Genomic DNA, 22,208 nt, shown 5'->3' on the forward strand with positions numbered 1-22,208 from the left:
GGACCGCGCGCGCACGCCCATCGGGCGACCCGTCGTGAAGACGCTGCGGTTTTCGTTCCCCCAGCTGCTGCTGGTGGCGTTTCTGCTGATCGGCGCGCTGCTGGGTGCGGCCGCGCTGAGGGCGCTGTTCACACTCGACACCATGATGGCGCAGGGCCGCGAGAGCACGGCCCAGGCGATCGCGCTGAGCACGGCGGCGCAATCGCTGCGCGAACGCAGCCTGACCATGGAGCGGGCGGCCCGGCAGTCGCTGGTGCTGGGCGACCGCCAGCTGCGCCAGCGTTTTTTTGAGGCCGCGGGTCAGTCGCGCGACATCCTCCGCAGGCTGGAAGGCAATGAACTTCCCGCCGATTTTTCCCGCAACTGGCTGCGGCCTCTGGCCGAGGTGGAGGCCTTGCTGGAGGGCCCGCCAGAAACCGCATTTGATCGCGAGCGTGCCGTGGCCCGCGCCTTCCGCGAGCTCGACGGCCACAGCGCGTCCATCGCCCAGCAGGTGCAGACCATCATCGGCAACCGCAACGACGCCCTGCAGTCCCGGGTGGAAGACAGCCGGCGCCAGCTGACGCAGCAGGTGCTGGGCTCCATCGCGCTGGCGGCGGTGATGGCGCTGGGGTTCGGCGTCTGGCTGGCCCGACCGTTCCAGCGGCTGGAGAAGGCCATCGTCCGCCTGGGCGAGAACCGGCTGGACCTGCCGATCGACATCCCGGGGCCGCCCGACGTGCGCCGCGTGAGCCAGCAGCTGGAGTGGCTGCGCCTGCGCCTGACCGAGCTCGACGCCGACAAGGCCCGCTTTCTGCGCCACGTGTCGCACGAACTCAAGACCCCGCTGGCCTCGCTGCACGAGGGCGTGGCGGTACTGGGCGACGGCGTGGCCGGCCCGCTCAACCCCAGCCAGGCCGAGGTGGTGACCATCCTGCAGCACAACACCCAGCTGCTGCAGCACCAGATTGAAACCCTGCTGCGCTTCAACGCGGCGGCGTTCGAGGCCCGCCAGTTGCAACGCGAACCCACCGACCTGCTGGCCCTGGTGGAAGAGCAGATCGAGGCCCAGCGGCTGCGCTGGCAGTCGCACCAGCTGGAGGTGCGTGCCGAGGGCCGCTCGCTGGTGGTGCCGGTGGACCGCCAGAAAATGGCCTCGGCCATCGGCAACCTGCTGTCCAACGCGATCCGTTTTTCGCCTCCCGGCGGGCAGATCCGCCTGGTGCTGCAGAGCGACGCGGGCCTGGCCAGCCTGCACGTGATCGACCAGGGCCCGGGGGTGGCCGAAGCAGACGGCCAGCGCATTTTTGAACCGTTTTACCGCGGTGAACGCCAGCCGGCAGACACGGTACGGGGGTCGGGCATCGGGCTGTCCATCGTGCGCGAATACATTGAGGCCCATGGCGGCCGTGTTCAACTGCTGCCTGAGCGCCAGGGCGCCCACTTCTGCATCGAATTGCCTCATGCCATCTGATCCTCTTCTTCCTTCTTACCGCCGCGCCCACCGGAGCACCCGGGGTCAGCGCCTGGCGCTGTGCCTCGGCACCGCCGTGTGTCTGGGCGCCTGCACAACCCCTCCGCAACCGGTGGTGACCGCACCGCCGCCGGCACCTCCCCCCACCCTCGAACGGCCCAAACCGGTGGAACCGCCGGTGCTCAACCCGCCCGCGCCAACCCCGCCCCCCAACGGGGAACGCCCATCGGCCCCGACGGGGGACACCACCGCTCCCGCCACCCTGGTGTCGGTGATGGGCTATGCCGAACGCCTGCGGGGGCTGTCCAGCAACGAGCTGTTGCAGGAATTGAACGCGCTCGGCGATCCCGGCGCTGTGCCGTCCCTTCAGCTGCAGAGCGCGCTGGTGCTGATGCACCTCCACCAGCCGGCGGCCTCGGCGCGTGCCCTCAGCCTGCTGCAGCGGGTGGCGACGCATCCGGCGCCGGAGAGCGCGCCGTTCAAGCCGCTGGCGCGGCTGCTGGCGACCAGCCTGAGCGATCTGCGACGCCTCGAAGACACGGTGGACCGGCAGGCGCAACAGTTGCGCGACCACCAGCGCCGCATCGACATGCTGAGCGACCGGCTCGACGCCATGCGCGACATCGAGCGCAGCCTCACACCCCGGACCGGCCCGGGCACGGGCAGGGGCACGGCGCCATGAACACCCCCGTCGAGCGGGCACCGTCGGCCCCGGCCGGGTCGCGCGGGCGCCTGCTGGTGGTGGACGACGACCCCGACATGCTGCGCCTGCTGTCGATGCGGCTCGGGGCGGCGGGTTACCAGGTGACGGCGGTCGGCTCCGCCGAAGCGGCGCTCAGCCAGCTCGACATCGAGCGGCCGCAGCTGGTGCTGTCGGACGTGCGCCTGCCCGGGCGCGATGGCCTGGCGCTGTTCGACGAGGTCCGCACGCGCCACCCCTCGCTGCCGGTGATCCTGCTCACCGCGCACGGCACCATCCCCGATGCGGTGGAGGCCACCGCGCGCGGCGTCTTCGGCTACCTCACCAAACCCTACGAAGCGCGGGAGTTGCTGGAGAAAATCGCCCAGGCCCTGGCCATGAGCGCCCCGGCGGGCCCCAGCCACCCCGCCGACGAGCAGTGGCGCGCCGAGATCGTCAGCCGCTCCAACCGCATGGCCGACCTGCTGGCCGAGGCGCGCATGGTGGCGCAGTCGGACGCGAGCGTGCTGCTGCGCGGCGACAGCGGCACCGGCAAGGAGGTGCTGGCCCACGCGATCCACCGAGCCAGCCCGCGCGCCAAGCGTCCCTTCATCGCGGTCAACTGCGGCGCCATCCCCGAGGCCCTGCTCGAATCCGAGCTGTTCGGCCACATGAAGGGCGCCTTCACCGACGCCGTGGCCAACCACAAGGGCCTGTTCCAGGCGGCCGACGGCGGCACGCTGCTGCTCGACGAGATCGGTGACATGCCGCCGGCCCTGCAGGTCAAGCTGCTGCGCGTGCTGCAGGAGCGCGCGGTGCGCCCGCTGGGATCGAGCCAGTCGCTGCCGGTGGACGTGCGCATCATCTCGGCGACCCACCGCGACCTGGAGGCCGCGATGGCGCTGGGCCAGTTTCGCGAAGACCTCTACTACCGCCTCAACGTGGTCACGCTGACCCTGCCCACGCTGGCCGAGCGCCGCGAAGACATCGCCCTGCTGGCCAACCACTTCCTCTCGAAACTGGCCGCCAAATACGGCAAGCGCAGCTCCGGCTTTGCGCCTGAGGCGCTCAAGGCGCTGACGATGTCGGCGTGGCCGGGCAACGTGCGCCAGCTCTACAACGTGGTCGAGCAGGTCTGCGCCCTGTCCACCACGCCCCTGGTGTCGCTGGCGCTGGTGCAGCGCGCCCTGCGCACCCCCTCCGTCGAGGTGCTGAGCTTCGCCGACGCGCGGCAGCGCTTCGAACGCGAGTACCTGGTGGGGTTGCTGAAAATGACCGACGGCAATGTGGCCGACGCGGCGCGGCTGGCACAGCGCAACCGCACCGAGTTCTACCGCCTGCTGCAAAAACACGCACTGACGCCGGGCCTGTTCAAAAGCGACACCGGAACCGGCCTGGCCGACGAGGGCGCCGACCCTGTCGCCGATACGTGACAAACCAAAGTCTTTGATTCAAAAGGCTTTTTTTGAACACCCCACCCGACCTGTCGCCATCTGGCGACAAAAACCGGGCATTCATCCCCCGCTCACGGCACCGCGCGGCCCCTCGACGTCAACAAATCCATTCAAACTGTTGATTTAAAAGGAGTTTTCAGACCTGGCACAGGGTTTGCCCTAATCAAGGCATGCCCCGCCCTTTTTCCCTCATTTCAGCCCCCCGCGCACCCGGCCGCTGGACCGTGCTTTTCGCGCTGCTGGCCATGCTGGCCGGGGCTCCGGCGATGGCCCAGGGGTTCGACTGGACCACCCTGAGCCACCTGGCCCAGACCCGCGCGCAGGCGCCTTACCGCGCAAACGGCGACAAGCTGCCGGCCGAACTGAAGGCGCTGGACTACGACCAGATGCGGCTCATCCGCTTCCGCGATGAACGCGCCACCTGGTTCACCGAACAGCTGCCTTTCCACGCCCAGTTCTTCCACCCGGGCGGAACCCAGACCGACACGGTTCGTGTCCACGAAATCACGGGTGGCACCGCGCAACCCATCCCCTTCCAGAGCGAGCGCTTCGAATACGGTCGGCAGATCGTCGACCCCACCGCCTGGGGCGACGTCGGTTACGCCGGTTTCCGCCTGCTCCACCCGGTGAACCGGCCGGGCACCATGGACGAAATAGCGGCCTTCGTCGGCGCGAGCTACTTCCGGGCCCTCGGCAAGAACCAGCAGTACGGCCTGTCGGCGCGCGGCCTGGCCATCGACACCGTGGGCGCGGGCGCCGAAGAGTTCCCGCGCTTCACCGAGTTCTGGCTGGAGCGCCCAGCCCCCGGCGCCACAGAGGTCACGGTCTACGCCCTGCTGGAGTCGCCTCGCAGCACCGGCGCCTACCGCTTCGTGATCCGCCCGGGCAGCCAGACCACCATGACCGTGCACGCGCGGGTGTACCTGCGCGCGGGCAGCGCGCCCGTGACCACGCTGGGCCTGGCACCGCTCACCAGCATGTTCACCTTCGGCGAAAACCAGCGCCACGCCACCGACTTCCGCCCGGAGGTCCACGACTCCGACGGCCTGATGGTCGTGACCGGCGAGGGCGAGTGGCTGTGGCGCCCGCTGCAGAACCCGCGCCATCTGGTGATCAGCTCGTTTGCCATGCAGCAACTGCGCGGCTTCGGCCTGATGCAGCGCGACCGCGCCTTTGCCAGCTTTGAGGACGTGGAGGCCCGCTACGAGCGCCGCCCCAGCGCCTGGGTCAAGCCGCTGGGCGACTGGGGCCCGGGCCGGGTGGAGCTGGTGCAGCTGCCGACCCCTGACGAAACGCACGACAACATCGTTGCCTACTGGGTGCCGGCCCGCACGCCCCTGCCGGGCGAAGCACTGGAACTGGCCTACGAACTGGCCTGGCAAGGCGACGACCAGACCCGCCCGCCATCGGCCTGGGTGACCCAGACCCGCAAGGGCTATGGCTACACCAAGCTCAGTCCCCAGGAACAGGCCCAACAGCCCAAGTTCGTGCTCGAGTTCGCGGGCCCGTCGCTGGCGGCCCTGCCTGCGGGCGCCGACGTGCGCGCCATGGTCAGCGCCGACAGCAACGGCCGGGTGCTCGAAGCCCTGGCCTACCCCAACCCCGCCACCCAGACCTGGCGCGCCGTGATCCGCGTGGAACGCATCGACCCGGCCCGCCCGGTCGAACTGCGCGCCTTTCTCCAACACCAGAACCACACCCTGAGCGAAACATGGACACACCTACTCTTGCCCGAGTGACGCCCGCCACGGGCGGCCGCAGCCGGTTGCGCGAGGAGCGCCACCCCAACGCCGTGACCGCACCGCCGGTCCACCGCGGGTCCATGGTGCCCCGGCCCTGGCGAGGCTTCTGGAAGAGCATCGGCGCCGCCATGCTGTCGGCGGCCAGCGCCTGCCTGCCCGGTCAGTCCAGGCCCCAGGCCGTTCGCGGCCCCCGGCCCATGGCCTGGGAGACCGCCGGCAACCGCCGCCGGACGGTGTTTTCGGTGCTCACGGTGCTGAGCACCCTGCTGGCCGCAAGCCTGTACCACCGCGCCCAGCCCGACGGTGAAAACACCTGGCTGCAGGTGGCGCAGCTGGGGCTGTTCGTGCTGCTCTCGGCCTGGGTGATCACGGGCTTCGTGACAGCGCTCATGGGCTTCTGGGTGATGCTGCGCGGCGACCGCCACACGCTCACGGCCGCCTCGGTGCGCGACCACGCCATGAACCCCGAGGCGCGCACCGCCCTCATCATGCCGATCTGCAACGAAGACGTGGCCACCGTGTTCGCCGGCCTGAGGGCCACCTGCGAGTCGCTGATCGGCACCGGCCACGCAGGCCAGTTCGACGTGTTCGTGCTCTCCGACAGCTATGACCCCGCCATCGCCGCGGCCGAACGGCAGGCCTGGGAGGCCTTGCGCGCCGCCCTGGCCGAGCAGCCAGGCCAGCCGCCGATCGAGGTGTATTACCGCCTGCGCAGCCGCCGCACCCACCGCAAGGCCGGCAACGTGGCCGACTTCTGCCGCCGCTGGGGCAAGGACTACCGCTACATGGTGGTGCTCGACGCCGACAGCGTCATGAGCGGCAGCTGCCTGGTGTCGCTGACCCAGCTGATGGAAGCCAACCCGCGCGCGGGCATCATCCAGACCGCCACCCAGGCCATCGGCCACGCCACCCTGCACGCCCGGGCGCAGCAGTTCGGCTCGCGCGTGACGGGCCAGCTGTTCACCCTGGGCATGCAGTTCTGGCAGCTCGGCGAATCGCACTACTGGGGCCACAACGCCATCATCCGTGTCGAACCCTTCATGAAGCACTGCGCACTGGCGCCGATAGAAGGCAAGGGCGGCATGTCCGGCGGCATCATGTCGCACGACTTCGTCGAGGCCGCGCTGATGCGCCGCGCCGGTTATCACGTGTGGCTGGTGTCCGACCTCACCGGCAGCTACGAGCAGCAACCGCCGGACCTGCTGTCCGAACTGCAGCGCGACCGTCGCTGGTGCCAGGGCAACCTGCAGAACTCGCGCCTGATCGCCGAACCCGGCATCCACCGCGTGCACCGCTTCATGTTCGGCATCGGCGCCATGTCCTACCTGGCAGCGCCACTGTGGCTGGCCTTCATGGCGCTGGGCACGGCGCTGGTGCTGAGCCACCCGGACCCGCTGTCGTCGCTGCGCAGCGTGTCGGACGAGCGTCTGGTGCTGTGGGCATGGACGCTCTGCCTGCTGTTCCTGCCGCGCCTGCTGGGCCTGCTGGCGGTGTTCCTCAAGGGTGAACAAAAACGCTTCGGTGGTGTCGGCAACCTGCTGGCCAGCGCCGGGCTGGAGAGCGCGCTGGCGCTGATCCAGGCGCCCATCCGCATGGTGGCGCATTCGCTGTTCGTGCTGGTGGCCGTCACCGGCATCCAGCTCGACTGGAAGTCACCGCCTCGGGAAGCCAATGGCGTGGCCTGGCGCGGTGCGGCGGCCCAGTTGGCGCCCATCGCTGCCGTGGTCGGTCTGGTGCTGGTCGGCGTGGCCGCCCTCAACCCCGACGCGCTGCTCTGGATGCTGCCGGTGACCCTCCCGCTGGTGCTGGCGGTACCGTTCACCGTGGCCACGGGACACGTCGAACTCGGCGCCTGGATGCGTTCACGCGGCGCCCTGCTGATCCCGGAAGAATCGTGGTCCCCGGCGGTGCTGCGCCGGGCCTGGCGCCACGCCTCGCGCCTGTCGCTGCTCAAGCTCGCCTGAGAGCCTGAACCGGCGGCATGAGCGCCGTCCGGCCGCTCCGAAGGCGCTCAGCCGCCGGGGGGATGGAGGTAGCGCTCGTCGGACCAGGTGGCGAGCCACTGGGGCGCAAAGGCCACGAAGATGGCGCAGGCCATGCCGGTGAGGAAGGCATCGCCCCAGGCCATGAGCCAGCGCGCCACGAGCGCCTGTTCCAGCGCCACGCCCCCGGCCAGCCGGTAGATCAGCTCCATCAACAAGCCCGAGAGGAACACGGCCGCGGCCGTGCCCAGAAAGCCACGACCCAGCGTGTAAACGAACGGGTTGGGCGGCAGCCAGCGCCGCAGCACGGCGCCGATGAACAGGGCGATCGTCGCAGGCGCCAGGCCGATCCAGACCCACTGCGACACCGCCAGCGCAAGCCCCCCAGCGCCAAGGGCCCAGACCACCAGCGCCACGCCGCTGAGCACCAGCACCGCCAGCGGCCAGCCCAGCATCAACACCAGCAGGCTCGCGCCCGAGAACTGCACCGCCAGGCCCTGCGGCATGTGCTGCGGGAGCAGCCACAGCCACGGCAGGACGACCAAGCCGGCCAGGGCCGGCGTCAGCAAAGGGCCCGCCAGCATGCGCCAGGGCTGGAGCCACAGGGCCACCCCCAGGCAGAGCAGGCCCAGCGCCAATTCAAGAAAAAACAACATGGGAATCAGTGTGACCGAACGGCCAAGCCACTGTCTTGACATCGGTCAGAGGCGCCAGCCTCACACCCCCACACGCCCGAACGGCGCCAGCTCCCAGGGCACCGCCGGGCCGGCTTCGCCGGACGACCTGTGCCGCCCCCTCGGGGGGGTGACGCCGCAGGCGGCGCAGGGGGGACTACATCCGGGGCATGCCCTTCATGCCACCCATGCGTTTCATCATCTTCATGAGGCCGCCACCCTTCATCTTTTTCATCATGCCCTGCATCTGCTCGAACTCCTTGAGCAGGCGGTTGACCTCCTGCACCTGCACGCCGGCACCGGCGGCGATGCGGCGCTTGCGCGTGGCCTTGATGATCTCGGGCTTGGTGCGCTCCCTGAGCGTCATGCTGCAGATGATGCCCTCCTTGCGCTTGATGTCCTTTTCAGCGCGGGTCAGATCGGCCTCGGTGGCCTTGGCGGCCATGTTGCCGGGCAGCTTGTCCATCAGGCTGGAGAGGCCCCCCATCTGCTTCATCTGGCGGATCTGGTCGAGGAAGTCGTTCAGATCAAAATCGCCACCGCTCTTGACCTTGGCCGCGAGCTTCTCTGCCGCGGCCATGTCGACCCCGGCGGTGACCTGCTCGACCAGCGCCAGGATGTCGCCCATGCCCAGGATGCGCCCGGCGTGGCGCTCGGCGTCGAACACCTCCAGGCCGTCGATCTTTTCCGAGGTGCCGGCGAACTTGATCGGCGCGCCGGTGACCTGTCGCACCGACAGTGCCGCGCCACCGCGCGAGTCGCCGTCGAGCTTGGTCAGGATGATGCCGGTCAGCGGCAGCGCCGCGCTGAAGGCCTTGGCGGTGTTGATCGCGTCCTGGCCCTGCATGGCGTCCACCACGAAGAGCGTCTCCACCGGGTTCAGCACCGCGTGCAGTTCCTGGATCTCGCGCATCAGCGCTTCATCGATGGCGAGACGTCCGGCCGTGTCCACCAGCAGCACGTCAAAGTAGTGTTTGCGGGCGTAGTCGATGGCCGCACGGGCGATGTCCACCGGCTTCTGGTCGGGCGTGCTCGGGAACCATTCGGCCCCGGCCTGCGCCGTCACCGTCTTGAGCTGCTCGATGGCGGCTGGGCGGTAGACGTCGCCCGACACCGTGAGCACCTTCTTCTTGCGCTTCTCGATCAGGTGCTTGGCCAGCTTGGCGGTGGTGGTCGTTTTACCGGCACCCTGCAGACCCGCCATCAGGATCACCGCCGGCGGTTGGGCCGCGAGGTTGATGTCGGCCACGCCGGCGCCCATGGTGGCGGCGAGCTCGCGGTTGACCACGCTGACCAGCACCTGCCCCGGGGTGAGCGAACCCACCACCTCCTGGCCCAGCGCCTTCTCTTTCACCCGCGCGATGAAGTCACGCACCACCGGCAACGCCACGTCGGCCTCCAGCAGGGCCATGCGCACCTCTCGCAGCATGTCGGTGACATTGGCCTCGGTGATGCGGGCCTGGCCGCGCATTTCCTTGACGATGCGTGAGAGACGGTCGGAAAGGGCTGATGCCATGGGGTGCGCTCGGGTCGGGTGGGTGGTGGCGGCAGCGGACTGGCCGGGGTCCTGGTCGCGTGGCGGAACGCCAGCGGTTCGCACGGCCAAGACGCTTTAAACTCAGTGCAGGATTTTAGCCGCGCACCGCGCCCGACCCCGGTTTCCACACCGACGCCATGAACCTGATGCCCGCCCTCACGACCAACCCGCCCGCAGCGCTGCTGTCGGCGGTGGCGGCGCTGTCGTACGCCTTTCTGGCCTGGGCCCATCCACGCATGACGCCCGCCCAGACGCGTGGCGTGCTGGCCTCGGCCTGGCTGCTGCACCTGATCGTGCTGGCCATGGCGCTGCTGGACACGCCAGCACGTTTCGGGTTTGCCCCGGCGCTGTCGATCACCGCCTGGCTGGTGCTCACCGTGTACCTCATCGAGAGCCGGATGTATCCCCAGCTCAAGGCCCGCTGGACGCTCGCGGTGCTGGGCACCCTCGCGGTCCTGCTGGCCCTGCTTTTCCCCGGCTCCGAGTACCACGCGCTGCCCTCCAACTGGATGCCCTTGCACTGGGCGCTGGGCATCGCCTCCTACGGCCTGATTGCGGCGGCCGTGGTGCACGCCTGGCTGATGCAGCGTGCCGAAAAAGCGATGCGGCAGGGCACCACATCGGAAACCTCCATGCCCCTGCTCACCCTGGAGCGGCTCACCTTCCGTTTCGTGGCGGCGGGCTTTGTGCTGCTGAGCGCCACGCTGCTGGTCGGCGGCTGGTTCTCCGAACTCATCAACGAGCGCTGGGTCTGGAACCACAAGACCCTGTTCTCCGTGCTGGCCTGGCTCATCATGGGCGTGCTGCTCTGGGGCCGCTGGCGCCTGGGCTGGCGCGGGCGGGTCGCGGTGCGCACCCTGTACCTGGGCGCGGGCTTCCTGCTGCTGGGATACGCCGGCTCCCGCTTCGTGCTCGAAGTCGTTCTGCAGCGCGCCTGACCCCCAATGAAATTCCTTCTCGTCCTGGCGGTGGTGCTGGTGGCTTTCTGGATCTGGCGCAACAACCGGCTGAACGAGCGGCCCGGTGCACCACCGCCTCGCGGGCCGGGCAAACCGGTGGCCATGGTGGCGTGCGACCACTGCGGCACCCACCTGCCCGAGGCCGAAGTGGTCCGGGGCCAGCAGGGCGTGTACTGCTGCCAGGAACATCGCCGGCAAAACGAAGGGGCATCGCCGTGATGCCGGGTTCGCGATCCGGGCGCTGACATGGCGCACGAAGGCACCTCCCAGTTCGCACCATCCTGGTTTTCCACCCTGGAAGCTGGATCCGGCAGCCGCGGCCAGGTCCACCGGGTTCGGGCCTATGTGCGGCTTTGGCGGGCCTTCATGCGGGCACGGGTGATCATCGCCCTGGTGTTGCTGGCCCTGCAGGTGTTTGTGCTGCTCACCCAGAGCGGCGGCCCCCAGTGGCTGGTGCTGGTCAATGCGCTACACCTGAGCGCGGCGCTCGCGGTGCTGCTCTGGACCCGGCCGATCGAGCCCGGCAAACCGTTCGGGATCCAGTGGCTGATGTCGATCGGCGTGGACCTGGCTGTTTTCGCTGTGCTGCAGTATTTTCAGCAGAGCGGCATCAACTACACCCCCCTGTTTGCCCTGCCGGTGCTGCTCGCATCCATCCTGGGGTCGATGACGCTGGCCCTGGCCACCGCGGCCGGGGTCACGCTCTACCTGCTCGGCGACGCGGCCCTGAGTGCGCCCTTGCTGAGCGCCGTGTCCACCGCCAGACTGCTGCAGGCAGGCCTGACGGGCACCGGTTTTTTCCTGATCGCGTTCCTGGCCAACCAGCTGGCGCAGCGCCTGGCGCGAGAAGAGGTGCTGGCACAGACCAGCCAGGCGGCTGCACGCACCCAGGCACAGGTCAATGAGCTGATCATCGAAAGCCTGAGCGAAGGTGTGCTGGTGGTGGACCGCCACGGCGTGGTGCGCAACGCCAACCCGGCGGCCCAGAACATGCTGATGGGCGACAGCTATCCGCATGCCGCCAAGCTGCTGCTGTCTGCACGCCCGGGCTGGAACGGCATTTCCCACCTGGTGGACAAGTCCTTCATGGTGGGTGAGGGGCTCGAATCGGAGGTGCGGATCGATCCCGACGAGTTCACCACCCACCGCTTCTTCGCCCGCACCCGGCTGACCAGCTCACCCAGCGGGCGCCAATCGGAGTTGTGCGTGCTGTTCCTGGAGGACCTTCGCGAGGTGGAGGCGAAGGTGCGCACCGAGAAGCTGGCGTCCATGGGCCGCATGTCGGCGGCGGTGGCCCACGAAATCCGCAACCCGCTTTCTGCCATCACACAGGCGAATGCCCTGCTGGATGAGGAGGTCTCGGAGCCAGGGCAGAAACGCCTCACCCGCATGATCGAACAGAACGCGCAACGGCTCTCGCGCATCGTGGACGACATCCTCAACGTCGCCAGGGTCCAGCCCAGCCAGGACGAAGGTGTCCCCGCCTTGCCGGTGGACCAGACCCTGCGCCAGATTGCCCACGAGTGGCTCAAGCAGAACAAGGCCCAGGGCGTGCTGGGCGTTCACCCCCATGCGCCGGGCGCCCACATCGGCTTCGACCCCGAGCACCTGCGCCGCCTGCTGATCAACCTGCTGGACAACGCCTTGCGCCACGCCAGCGGCCAGCCATCGTCCATCCGGGTGATCTCGCAACCCCACGGCAACGACCGGGTGCGCCTGTCGGTCTGGAGCGACGGTGCGCCGCTGGAGGCCAGCGTGCTGCGGCACCTGTTCGAACCGTTCTTTTCTTCCGAGAGCCGCTCCAGCGGTCTGGGCCTGTACATCTGCCGGGAGCTCTGCGAGCGCTATGGTGCCCAGATTGCCTACCAGCGCAGCCGCCTCGATCAGCGGGAAGGCAACGAGTTCTATGTGCTCGCGCCCATCATCGATGGGTCGAGCAAGACACCCGTCCAGCAAAGCCTGAGCTACCCACCCGGCGATTCGGTGGCGGCCTACACGCGCCCCGGCCTGTCCCAGGCCGACCCCCCATCACTCTCCACGCTCTGACGCGTCCGCCATGTCCACCTCCCCCAGCGCGTGTGTGCTGGTCGTCGATGACGAACCAGACCTGCGAACCCTCTACGAACTCACCCTGCTGCGCGAAGGCCACGAAGTGATCTCCGCGCCCGACCTGGCCCAGGCGCGCGAGTGGCTCGTTCAGCGCCGTTTCGATGTGCTGATCACCGACATGCGATTGCCCGACGGCCTGGGTCTGGAGTTGCTGCGCGAGCTGGCCGCCCAGCAACGCAGCGAGAAGTCCATCGTGATCACCGCGTACGGCTCGGCCGAGAACGCGGTCGAGGCGCTCAAGTCGGGCGCCTTCGACTACCTCACCAAACCGGTGGACCTCAAACAACTGCGCGCGGCCGTCAATGCGGCGATCCAGGGACAGCGTCATCCCCCGGCCGCCACGCTGCCGCGAGCCCCGCTGAACGACGCGGTCGGCCGCAGCGCGCCGCCGCCGCCCGGCGGTGTGAAGGCCCTCGAACGCATCGTGGGCACATCGCCCAGCATGGTTCAGATCCGCGGCCGCATCGAGAAGGTGGCCACCAGCATGGCCCCGGTGCTGATCCTCGGCGAGTCGGGCACCGGCAAGGAGCTGGTGGCGCGCGCGGTGCACGAGTGCAGCCACCGCGCGAGCGGGCCGTTTGTCGCGGTCAACTGCGGCGCCATTCCAGACAACCTGATCGAGGCCGAGTTTTTCGGTGCGCGCAAAGGCGCCTACACCGGCGCCACCCAAGACCGCGAAGGGTATTTCCAGGCGGCCAAGGGCGGCACCCTGTTCCTCGACGAGATCGGGGACCTGCCGCTGGGCATGCAGGCCAAGCTGCTGCGCGTGATCCAGGAGCGGCGCGTGCGCCCGCTGGGCGGTGTGCAAGAAGACAGTGTGGACGTGCGTCTCGTGAGCGCCACCCACCGCGACCTGGCGGCGCTGGTCAAGAGCGGAGAGTTCCGGCAGGACCTGTTCTATCGCCTCAACGTGATCGGGCTGCGCACGCCGGCCCTGCGTGAGCGCAGGGAGGACCTGCCCGAGCTGGTGCAGGCGCTGCTGCAACGGATCTGCAACGAGTCGGGCCACGCCACCCCTGCGCTGTCCGACGACGCCCTCGCCTGGCTGCGCTCGTGCGAGCTGGCAGGCAACGTCCGTGAGCTGGAAAACCTGTTGCAGCGCGCCATGGCGCTCAGCTCCGGGACCACGTTGCAGACCCAGGACTTCGCAGACCCAGGCGGGGGAGGCAGCGAGCGCCGGGAAACCCCGACACCGCTCGCACTGGCCGCCCAACAGGTCTCGGTGGACCACGCGGGCTCCGGCATCCCGGCCGACCTGCAGGTCTTCCTCGACGAACAGGAACGGCAGGTGCTGCTCAAGGCGCTCAAGGAAAGCGACTTCAACCGCACGGCCGCCGCAGCGCGCCTGGGGCTGAACCTGCGCCAGATGCGTTACCGCATCCAGCGGCTGGGCATCACCATGCCGTCCGACGATGACGACAACACCTGACACCAGGGGACGCGATGCCGTCTGGGACGGTGGCTGGCTCAAGGCGGCGCGCCGGGTGCCCTCGCCCAACTTCGGCGCCCGCCCGGCAGCGGCCGTGATCGACCTGATCGTGCTGCATTCGATCAGCCTGCCTCCCGGTGAATACGGCGGCCCGGAAGTGGAACAGCTGTTCACCAACCAGCTGGACTGGTCGGCGCACCCTTACTTCGAGCAGATCCGGGGCATCGAGGTTTCGTCGCATTTTTTTGTGCGCCGCGATGGCACGCTGTTGCAGTTTGTCAGCACCGACGACCGCGCCTGGCACGCCGGTGCATCGTGCTGGCGCGGGCGTTCGCAATGCAATGACGACTCCATCGGCATCGAACTGGAAGGGCTGGAAGGCCAGACGTTTGAGCCCGCACAGTACGTCACGCTGGCCCGGCTGTGCCGGCGCCTGCGTGAACGCCACGTCATCGCCCACATCGCCGGCCACGAACACATTGCGCCGGGCCGCAAACAGGATCCCGGACCGGGCTTTGACTGGGCCCGGCTTCAGCGGGACCTGCGCTGGGCGCACGGGTGTTTTCCCGAATGTGTGATCGGGACCGTTCAGCGTCCTGCGTGAATCCACCCGGAGTTCAGCGAACACCGCATCCTGGCCACACCAGAATCGGTGCGGTGTTCAACGGCAAATCCATTGGCAACACGCGCCGTTGTTGACCTCAAGAACCCAGAAGCAGCAGCACCGCCGTTCCGCGCTGCCCCCTTTCGCACGGATCCGGCCACCCTTTTTACCTGACGAAACGGCACCGTTTCGAGGCAGGCACTATTTTCAGCAAACACTACAGGTAGTGGCTTGAAGAGGCCCAACACACCAGATATAGTGTGCGCTGCGCCAAACCAGTCATCCTGTCGAACCGGCCCTGACGGCACATTGCCCAGCGCACCGCCCCGACAGCACCGACCGATCCGGCCCAACCCAGCCACCCGCCTTTGCGCACAAAGGCCAGTGACACAAAACAAACGAAAGCAAGAGGACCCATGCAGATCGCACCATCCACCCCGTCCCACTCCCCGTCCCAAGCGATGCACGGCGGCAGCCCTGCCGCGCAGACGGAAGGCCCGACCTCGGTCTTTGCCCACTACCAGATCATTCGCCGCAACGGCGCCGTGGTGTCCTTCGAGCCCAGCAAGATCGCCGTGGCCCTGATGAAGGCCTTCCTCGCGGTGCACGGCACGCAAGGTGCAGCGTCGGCCAGCGTGCGCGAAACGGTGGACGCGCTGACCCAGACCGTGGTGCGAGCCCTGATGCGCTCGCGCCCCGGCGGCGGCACCTTCCACATCGAAGACGTACAGGACCATGTGGAGCTGGGCCTGATGCGCGGCGGTCACCACGAAGTGGCCCGCGCCTATGTGCTGTACCGCGAGCGCCGCACCCAGGAGCGTGCCCACCAGGCCGAAGCCGCCAAACCGGCCGAAGCCCTGCTGCACGTGATGGACGGTGGTCAGCGCGTGCCGCTCGACCTGGGCCGCCTGCAGCACCTGATCGAAGACGCCTGCAAAGGCCTGGGCAAAGACGTCAAGGCCGACCCCATCGTCGCCGAAACCAAGCGCAACCTGTACGACGGCGTGCCGATCGAAGAGGTCTACAAGGCTTCCATCCTGGCCGCCCGCACCCTGATCGAAAAAGACCCGGACTACACCTACGCCACCGCGCGCCTGCTGCTGCACACCATCGTCAAGGAAGTGATCGGTGAAGAAGTGCCGTCCAGCGACATGGGCGCGCGCTACGCCGAGTACTTTCCGCAGTTCATCAAGAAGGGCGTGCAGAACGAGCTGCTCGACGAGAAGCTGCAGCAGTTCGACCTGGCCCGACTGGGCGCCGCGCTCAAGCCCGAGCGCGACCTGCAGTTCGACTACCTGGGCCTGCAGACGCTGTACGACCGCTACTTCCTGCACGTGCGCAAGTCGCGTATCGAGCTGCCGCAGGCCTTCTTCATGCGCGTGGCCATGGGCCTGGCGCTGAACGAGATCGACCGCGAGGCGCGTGCCATCGAGTTCTACGAGGTGCTGTCCTCGTTCGACTTCATGTCGTCCACGCCCACGCTGTTCAACGCCGGCACGCTGCGCTCGCAGCTCTCCAGCTGCTACCTGACCACCGTGCCCGACGACCTGGACGGCATCTACGAGTCGATCAAGGAAAACGCGCTGCTGTCCAAGTTCGCCGGCGGCCTCGGCAACGACTGGACCCGCGTGCGCGCCCTGGGCGCCCACATCAAGGGCACCAACGGTGAGTCTCAAGGTGTGGTGCCGTTCCTGAAAGTGGTGAACGACACCGCCGTCGCGGTGAACCAGGGCGGCAAGCGCAAGGGCGCGGTCTGCACCTACCTGGAAACCTGGCACCTCGACATCGAGGAGTTCCTGGAGCTGCGCAAGAACACCGGCGACGACCGCCGCCGCACGCACGACATGAACACCGCGAACTGGATTCCCGACCTGTTCATGAAGCGCGTGATGGAGAAGGGTGACTGGACCCTGTTCTCGCCCAACAACGTGCCCGACCTGCACGACCTGTTCGGCGCCGACTTCGAGACGGCCTACGTGGCCTACGAAGCCAAGGCCGAACGCGGCGAGATCAAGCCCAGCCGCAAGGTGCCCGCGTCGGACCTCTGGCGCAAGATGCTCACCATGCTGTTTGAAACCGGCCACCCCTGGATCACCTTCAAGGACGCCTGCAATGTCCGCTCACCGCAGCAGCACGCCGGCGTGGTGCACAGCTCCAACCTCTGCACCGAGATCACGCTCAACACCAGCGACACCGAAACCGCGGTCTGCAACCTGGGCTCGATCAACCTGCTCAAGCATCTAAAGGACGGCGGCGTCGATCATCAGAAGCTGCAGAAGACGATCAAGACCGCGATGCGCATGCTCGACAACGTGATCGACATCAACTACTACGCGGTCAAGAAGGCGCGCGATTCCAACATGCGCCACCGTCCGGTGGGCCTGGGCCTGATGGGCTTCCAGGACGCGCTGTACGAACTGCGCATCCCCTACGCCTCCAATGAAGCGGTCGAGTTCGCCGACCGCTCGATGGAAGCGATCTGCTATCACGCCTACTGGGCCTCGACCGAACTGGCCCGCGAGCGCGGTCGCTACGCCAGCTACAAAGGCTCGCTGTGGGACCAGGGCATCCTGCCGCCCGACACGCTCGACCTGCTCTCTCGCGAACGCGGCGGTTATGTGGACGTGGACCGTGGCAGCAGCCTGGACTGGGACGCGCTGCGCCAGAAGATCGCCACCGATGGCATGCGCAACTCCAACTGCGTGGCCATCGCTCCGACCGCGACCATCTCCAACATCATCGGCGTGGACGCGTCCATCGAGCCCTGCTTCGGCAACCTCTCGGTCAAGTCCAACCTCTCGGGCGAGTTCACCGTCATCAACAGCTACCTGGTCAAAGACCTCAAGCGCCTCGGCCTGTGGGACGACGTGATGGTCATGGACCTCAAGCACTTCGACGGATCGCTGCGACCCATCGACCGCGTGCCGCAAGATGTGAAGGCGCTGTACGCGACCGCGTTCGAAGTGGAACCCCTGTGGCTGGTGGAAGCCGCGGCTCGGCGCCAGAAGTGGATCGACCAGGCGCAGAGCCTGAACATCTACATGGCCGGCGCCTCGGGCAAGAAGCTCGACGACACCTACAAGCTCGCGTGGTTGCGTGGTCTCAAGACCACCTACTACCTGCGCACCACCTCGGCCACGCAAGCAGAGAAGTCCACAGGCCGCACCGGTCAGCTCAACGCGGTGTCGGTGCACGGCAACGAGGTCGCGATGAGCGCACCCGCGGTCGCTGCGGTGGATGTCGAACCCGCCACCGACATCAAGTTCTGCGCCATCGACGACCCCGGTTGCGAAGCCTGCCAATGAGCTCTGCATGTGATGCATGCGTGTGTTGTGGTGTCGAACGTCGCGCATTCGATGCGACACCGCAACACAAAACATTCATCGCACGCATGAGTCCTTTGCATTTCATGCAGACACTTCGATAATCCACCGAATTGGACACACCTATGTTGACCTGGGACGATCAAGTTACTCCCTCCTCGAAGCCCGCATCGATTCCCCTGCCACCTCACATGCCGGGTGTGCAAGCGTCACTGTCCTCCGCGACAAATCCATCTCCCGCTTTGATTGCACCCAAGGCCACGCAGGGCGCTCACCGCGTCAACGCAGCCGACAAACGCATCATCAACGGCCAGACCGACGTCAACCAGCTGGTGCCGTTCAAGTACAAGTGGGCCTGGGAAAAATACCTCGCCACCTGCGCCAACCACTGGATGCCGCAGGAAGTGAACATGAGCCGCGACATCGCGCTCTGGAAAGACCCCAACGGCCTGACCGAAGACGAGCGTCGCATCGTCAAACGCAACCTCGGCTTCTTCGTCACCGCCGACTCGCTGGCCGCCAACAACATCGTGCTGGGCACCTACCGCCACATCACGGCGCCCGAGTGCCGGCAGTTCCTGCTGCGTCAGGCGTTCGAAGAAGCGATCCACACGCACGCCTACCAGTACATCGTGGAGTCGCTGGGTCTGGACGAGTCCGAGATCTTCAACGCCTACAACGAAGTCCAGTCGATCCGCGACAAGGACCAGTTCCTGATCCCCTTCATCGAAGCGATCATGGACCCGAACTTCCACACCGGCACGCCCGAGACCGACCAGCGCCTGCTCAAGAGCCTGATCGTCTTCGCCTGCCTGATGGAGGGCCTGTTCTTCTACGTCGGCTTCACGCAGATCCTGGCGCTGGGCCGCCAGAACAAGATGACCGGTGCCGCCGAGCAGTACCAGTACATCCTGCGCGACGAGTCCATGCACTGCAACTTCGGCATCGACCTGATCAACGCGATCAAGATGGAGAATCCGTTGCTGTGGACGGCCGACTTCAAGGCCGAAATCAAGGCGCTGTTCATCAAGGCCGTCGAGCTCGAATACCGCTACGCCGAAGACACCATGCCGCGCGGCGTGCTCGGCATGAACGCCTCCATGTTCAAAGGCTACCTGCGCTACATCGCCAACCGGCGCGCCACACAGATCGGCCTGGAACCGATGTTCCCGAATGAAGAGAACCCGTTCCCCTGGATGAGCGAGATGATCGACCTCAAGAAGGAACGCAATTTCTTTGAAACCCGGGTGATCGAATACCAATCGGGAGGCGCGCTGTCCTGGGACTGACCCTCAGTCGCCCGGCCTGCCCTTCTCTCGTTCACACCATGTCCGTCGTCACATCAAAGCCCTGCTGCCCGCGCTCCCGTACGGCCTGCAGGGCTTTGTCACCGCATTCAGGGTCTTGGGGTCTGTCGTGGATGCATTCACGCGAACCCAGGGCATTGAATCACTTGGCTGGCACCTTGCCGGTTGAAGTGCTCTTTGCAACTTGATCAAGGAGAAAACAATGGCAACTGCGAAAAAAGCCCCGGCCAAGAAGGCCGCTCCGGCTAAAAAGACCACCGCTGTGAAGAAGGCAGCCCCGGCGAAGAAAGCCGCACCGGCCAAAAAAGCCGCCGTCGTGAAGAAGGCAGCCCCGGCGAAGAAAGCCGCACCGGCCAAAAAAGCCGCCGCTGTGAAGAAGGCAGCCCCGGCGAAGAAAGCCGCACCGGCCAAAAAAGCCGCCGTCGTGAAGAAGGCAGCCCCGGCAAAGAAAGCCGCACCGGCCAAAAAAGCCGTCGTGAAAAAGGCAGCCCCGGCGAAGAAAGCCGCGGCCCCCGCGAAGAAAGCCGCACCGGCCAAAAAAGCCGCCGTCGTGAAGAAGGCAGCCCCGGCGAAGAAAGCCGCAGCCCCCGCGAAGAAAGCCGCACCGGCCAAAAAAGCCGCCGTCAAAAAGGCAGCCCCAGCAAAAAAAGCTGAGCCGGCCAAGAAGCCGGCAGCCCCAGCGGCACCTGCAGCTCAGACCAAGCTGAACCCTCAGGCTGCCTGGCCGTTTCCCACGTCCAGCAAGCCCTGAAGTCGTCTTTGAGATGACACCTGGCCCGACGTGAAAGCGTCGGGCTTTTTTGTGTCTGAAATTCTGCCGCTCAGTCCGCGCTGCTGAAGCGGTAGTTCTGACCGCCACGGCTGGCGATTTTGGTGGCGCCGATGCGATTGCCCAGATCAGCGCAACGTGCCAGCCCCCAGCCCTGCGCCAGGCCGTGCAACAGGGCGGCACGGAAGGCATCGCCGCACCCGGTCGGATCGACGACCTCGGTCGCGGTCACACCAGGCACCAGGGTCTTGCTGCCCTGCTCCCAGACCTCGCACCCTTGCGCACCCAGCGTGACGATCAGGCCTTTGACCTGCGCCGCGATGGATTCAAAGCTCAGACCGGTGCGATCACACAGCATCTGGCCTTCGTAGTCGTTGACCGTGACCCAACTCGCGAGCTCGATGAAGTGCGTCAACTCGTCGCCGTTGAACATGGGCAGGCCCTGGCCCGGATCGAACACAAAAGGAATGCCCGCGGAGTGCAACTGCTCGGCGTGCGAAAGCATGGCGTCACGGCCATCGGGCGAGACAATGGCCAGACGGATGTCGGCATCGGTCGGGACCACATTCGCATGGGCATCGGACATGGCGCCCGGGTGAAAAGCGGTGATCTGGTTGTTGTCTCGGTCGGTCATGATCATGGCCTGCGCCGTGTAGTTGTCCGACGTCGTGCCGATGAAGCGCGTGTCCACCCCAAGGCCTTGCAGCCGCCTCAGATAGTCCTGCGCGTCATTGCCCACCATGGCCAGCGGCACGGCAGGGGACCCAAGCTGGCGCAGACCATAGGCAATGTTGCCCGCACACCCCCCATACTCACGGCGCAGACCCGGCACCAGGAACGACACGTTGAGGATGTGCAGCTGGCTCGGCAGGATCTGCTCGGCGAAGCGCCCCTCAAACGTCATGATGGTGTCGAAGGCCAGGGAGCCACAAATGAGGATGGACATGAAAGGGGAAGGGTGAAGTTCAGGGATAGAAGACCAAGGCGCGGTAGCCAGTCATGGACGAGACCCCGCTGTCGGCAATGGACAAGCGAAGACTCATGGACAAGGAACCCTGGGGTGGCAACAGCGCAGGCGCACCAGGCAATTCGTCGGGCAAGAATACCCGACGCGCAATGACGGCATCCCGCGTGTCGGTCAGGCTCAATTCCAATGCCGGCACAGCGACCGCCATCGACGCGCTGTTCTTGAGCACCAGATCGAATGAATAAAAACTGCCCAGGCGTCGCACGAGATTGGAGCTGTCGATCACCACCGACTCGATGCGGCGCACAGGCCCCACCTCGCAGGCAAAAGGACGGCACAGGCTGGTGAGCCAGGGCACTGCGGCCGGGTATTGGGCGGCGAGCCGGTCGCGGTTCTGAACCGCCCACTGCATCGACAGCAGCAACGCCAGCAGCACCGATGCCAACGTCAGCAGGCTGCGCATCAACGGTGAACGCCAAAAGGCCTTGCGGCGCGCCTGACGGACAAATCCGGGCTCGGACACCACCGGATCCAAGGGTTCCACCGGCGTCGCCTGAGGCAGCGTGGCGGGCGCCGGGCTCCCCGCAACGGGGGCGGTCTCGCTCACTGTGGCGGCAGGCACCGGCTCCGGCACAGGTACCGGCACTTGCGTGGTGTCAGGCTCTTTGGACACCACCTGGGCCTTGGATGCACCGCTGGCGAACTGCTTGAGTTCATCCGCAAACTCGGGTGATGTTTTCAGCCCGGCGGCGGATGATGGCGCCGGCGACCCATCCAGGACTTCCACCGGTCCGGACGCGGGAAGCCAAACATCCGCTTCCAGCGCTGTGCGGTCCTCAAGCAGCTTCTCCAGGGCCTGAAACTCGGCCGTCGTCCAGGCTTCGGCCGGATCGGGCTCAGACCGCCAGGGGTTGGGTTCCAGCAACCAGTCGCCCTCACCGTCCTCTCCCCCCGCAAGCAAGGCGTGCGACTGCGCCATCGGCGCTGGGTCGGGCGCCACCGAAGGTGCAGGTACCGCAGGAGCAGACACCGGCTCTGGCTCTGGCTCTGGCACGGGTGCGGGTGCAGCCTCACCCTCCAGGTACAAGGTGGCGTCGAACACATCGGCGCAATGACCACAACGCACCCAGCCGTCGGAAATCTTGAGCTGGTCGGGAACGACCTTGAACATCGTTCCGCAGGCCGGGCAGCGGGTGGTGTAACTCATGCGCCGATTATTG

The 22,208-nt window shown here is 66.9% G+C and carries 17 protein-coding genes; 13 read left to right on the forward strand and 4 right to left on the reverse strand.

Translation table 11 applies throughout. From position 1 onward, the window contains the following. Positions 1-34 precede the first annotated feature (34 nt). The 5 genes from IM738_RS17650 (at position 35) to mdoH (ending at position 7,292) form a co-directional block, all read left to right on the forward strand. A complete protein-coding gene (locus IM738_RS17650) occupies positions 35-1,453 on the forward strand; it encodes a sensor histidine kinase (protein WP_236962358.1) in 1,419 nt (472 codons plus the stop codon). Continuing rightward, the gene (locus IM738_RS17655) at positions 1,443-2,135 is read left to right on the forward strand and encodes a hypothetical protein (RefSeq protein ID WP_236962359.1); all 693 of its coding nucleotides are present in this window, start codon (positions 1,443-1,445) and stop codon (positions 2,133-2,135) included. The genes IM738_RS17650 and IM738_RS17655 overlap by 11 nt, the downstream gene beginning before the upstream one ends. Next, a complete protein-coding gene (locus IM738_RS17660; protein WP_236962360.1) occupies positions 2,132-3,565 on the forward strand; it encodes a sigma 54-interacting transcriptional regulator in 1,434 nt (477 codons plus the stop codon). The genes IM738_RS17655 and IM738_RS17660 overlap by 4 nt, the downstream gene beginning before the upstream one ends. A 191-nt stretch (positions 3,566-3,756) precedes the next feature. After that, positions 3,757-5,325, forward strand: a complete 1,569-nt coding sequence (locus IM738_RS17665) for a glucan biosynthesis protein G (protein WP_236962361.1) — start codon at positions 3,757-3,759, stop codon at positions 5,323-5,325. After that, complete coding sequence (gene mdoH / locus IM738_RS17670; RefSeq protein ID WP_236962362.1) at positions 5,298-7,292, forward strand: glucans biosynthesis glucosyltransferase MdoH; 1,995 nt, start codon at positions 5,298-5,300, stop codon at positions 7,290-7,292. The genes IM738_RS17665 and mdoH overlap by 28 nt, the downstream gene beginning before the upstream one ends. Positions 7,293-7,339: 47 nt before the next feature. Here mdoH and IM738_RS17675 read toward each other — a convergent pair whose 3' ends face one another. Together IM738_RS17675 and ffh are read right to left on the reverse strand one after the other, a co-directional pair. After that, a complete protein-coding gene (locus IM738_RS17675) occupies positions 7,340-7,966 on the reverse strand; it encodes an energy-coupling factor ABC transporter permease (protein ID WP_236962363.1) in 627 nt (208 codons plus the stop codon). 175 nt (positions 7,967-8,141) lie between these two features. Beyond that, entirely contained in the window at positions 8,142-9,500 is a 1,359-nt protein-coding gene (gene ffh / locus IM738_RS17680; RefSeq protein WP_236962364.1) for a signal recognition particle protein, read from the reverse strand. A 158-nt stretch (positions 9,501-9,658) separates the two neighbouring features. Between ffh and IM738_RS17685 the strand changes: the two genes are divergently transcribed. From IM738_RS17685 to IM738_RS17720, 8 genes are all read left to right on the forward strand, one after another. Continuing rightward, positions 9,659-10,459: a cytochrome C assembly family protein gene (locus IM738_RS17685; RefSeq protein ID WP_236962365.1), complete on the forward strand. Its 801-nt coding sequence runs from the start codon at positions 9,659-9,661 to the stop codon at positions 10,457-10,459. Positions 10,460-10,465: 6 nt separating this feature from the next. After that, complete coding sequence (locus IM738_RS17690) at positions 10,466-10,699, forward strand: PP0621 family protein (protein ID WP_236962366.1); 234 nt, start codon at positions 10,466-10,468, stop codon at positions 10,697-10,699. A gap of 27 nt (positions 10,700-10,726) precedes the next feature. Next, positions 10,727-12,526, forward strand: a complete 1,800-nt coding sequence (locus tag IM738_RS17695) for an ATP-binding protein (RefSeq protein WP_442908440.1) — start codon at positions 10,727-10,729, stop codon at positions 12,524-12,526. Positions 12,527-12,536: 10 nt separating this feature from the next. Next, positions 12,537-14,018 (forward strand): sigma-54-dependent transcriptional regulator, encoded by a 1,482-nt coding sequence (locus IM738_RS17700; protein WP_236962368.1) that lies wholly within the window; start codon positions 12,537-12,539, stop codon positions 14,016-14,018. Further along, a complete protein-coding gene (gene ampD / locus IM738_RS17705; RefSeq protein ID WP_236962369.1) occupies positions 14,002-14,622 on the forward strand; it encodes a 1,6-anhydro-N-acetylmuramyl-L-alanine amidase AmpD in 621 nt (206 codons plus the stop codon). Before IM738_RS17700 ends, ampD begins: the two co-directional genes overlap by 17 nt. A 416-nt stretch (positions 14,623-15,038) precedes the next feature. After that, a complete protein-coding gene (locus tag IM738_RS17710) occupies positions 15,039-17,927 on the forward strand; it encodes a ribonucleoside-diphosphate reductase subunit alpha (RefSeq protein ID WP_442908441.1) in 2,889 nt (962 codons plus the stop codon). A gap of 143 nt (positions 17,928-18,070) precedes the next feature. Then, on the forward strand, positions 18,071-19,234 hold the full coding sequence (locus IM738_RS17715) for a ribonucleotide-diphosphate reductase subunit beta (protein WP_236962370.1): 1,164 nt from the start codon (positions 18,071-18,073) through the stop codon (positions 19,232-19,234). A gap of 220 nt (positions 19,235-19,454) precedes the next feature. Next, entirely contained in the window at positions 19,455-20,003 is a 549-nt protein-coding gene (locus IM738_RS17720) for a histone (RefSeq protein ID WP_236966351.1), read from the forward strand. 70 nt (positions 20,004-20,073) lie between these two features. Here IM738_RS17720 and IM738_RS17725 read toward each other — a convergent pair whose 3' ends face one another. Both IM738_RS17725 and IM738_RS17730 read right to left on the reverse strand, forming a co-directional pair. After that, complete coding sequence (locus IM738_RS17725; protein ID WP_236962371.1) at positions 20,074-20,967, reverse strand: carbohydrate kinase family protein; 894 nt, start codon at positions 20,965-20,967, stop codon at positions 20,074-20,076. A 19-nt stretch (positions 20,968-20,986) separates the two neighbouring features. Next, the gene (locus IM738_RS17730; RefSeq protein ID WP_236962372.1) at positions 20,987-22,195 is read right to left on the reverse strand and encodes a DUF3426 domain-containing protein; all 1,209 of its coding nucleotides are present in this window, start codon (positions 22,193-22,195) and stop codon (positions 20,987-20,989) included. Positions 22,196-22,208 lie beyond the last annotated feature (13 nt).

Source organism: Hydrogenophaga sp. SL48 (assembly GCF_021729865.1).
Lineage (GTDB): Bacteria > Pseudomonadota > Gammaproteobacteria > Burkholderiales > Burkholderiaceae_C > Hydrogenophaga.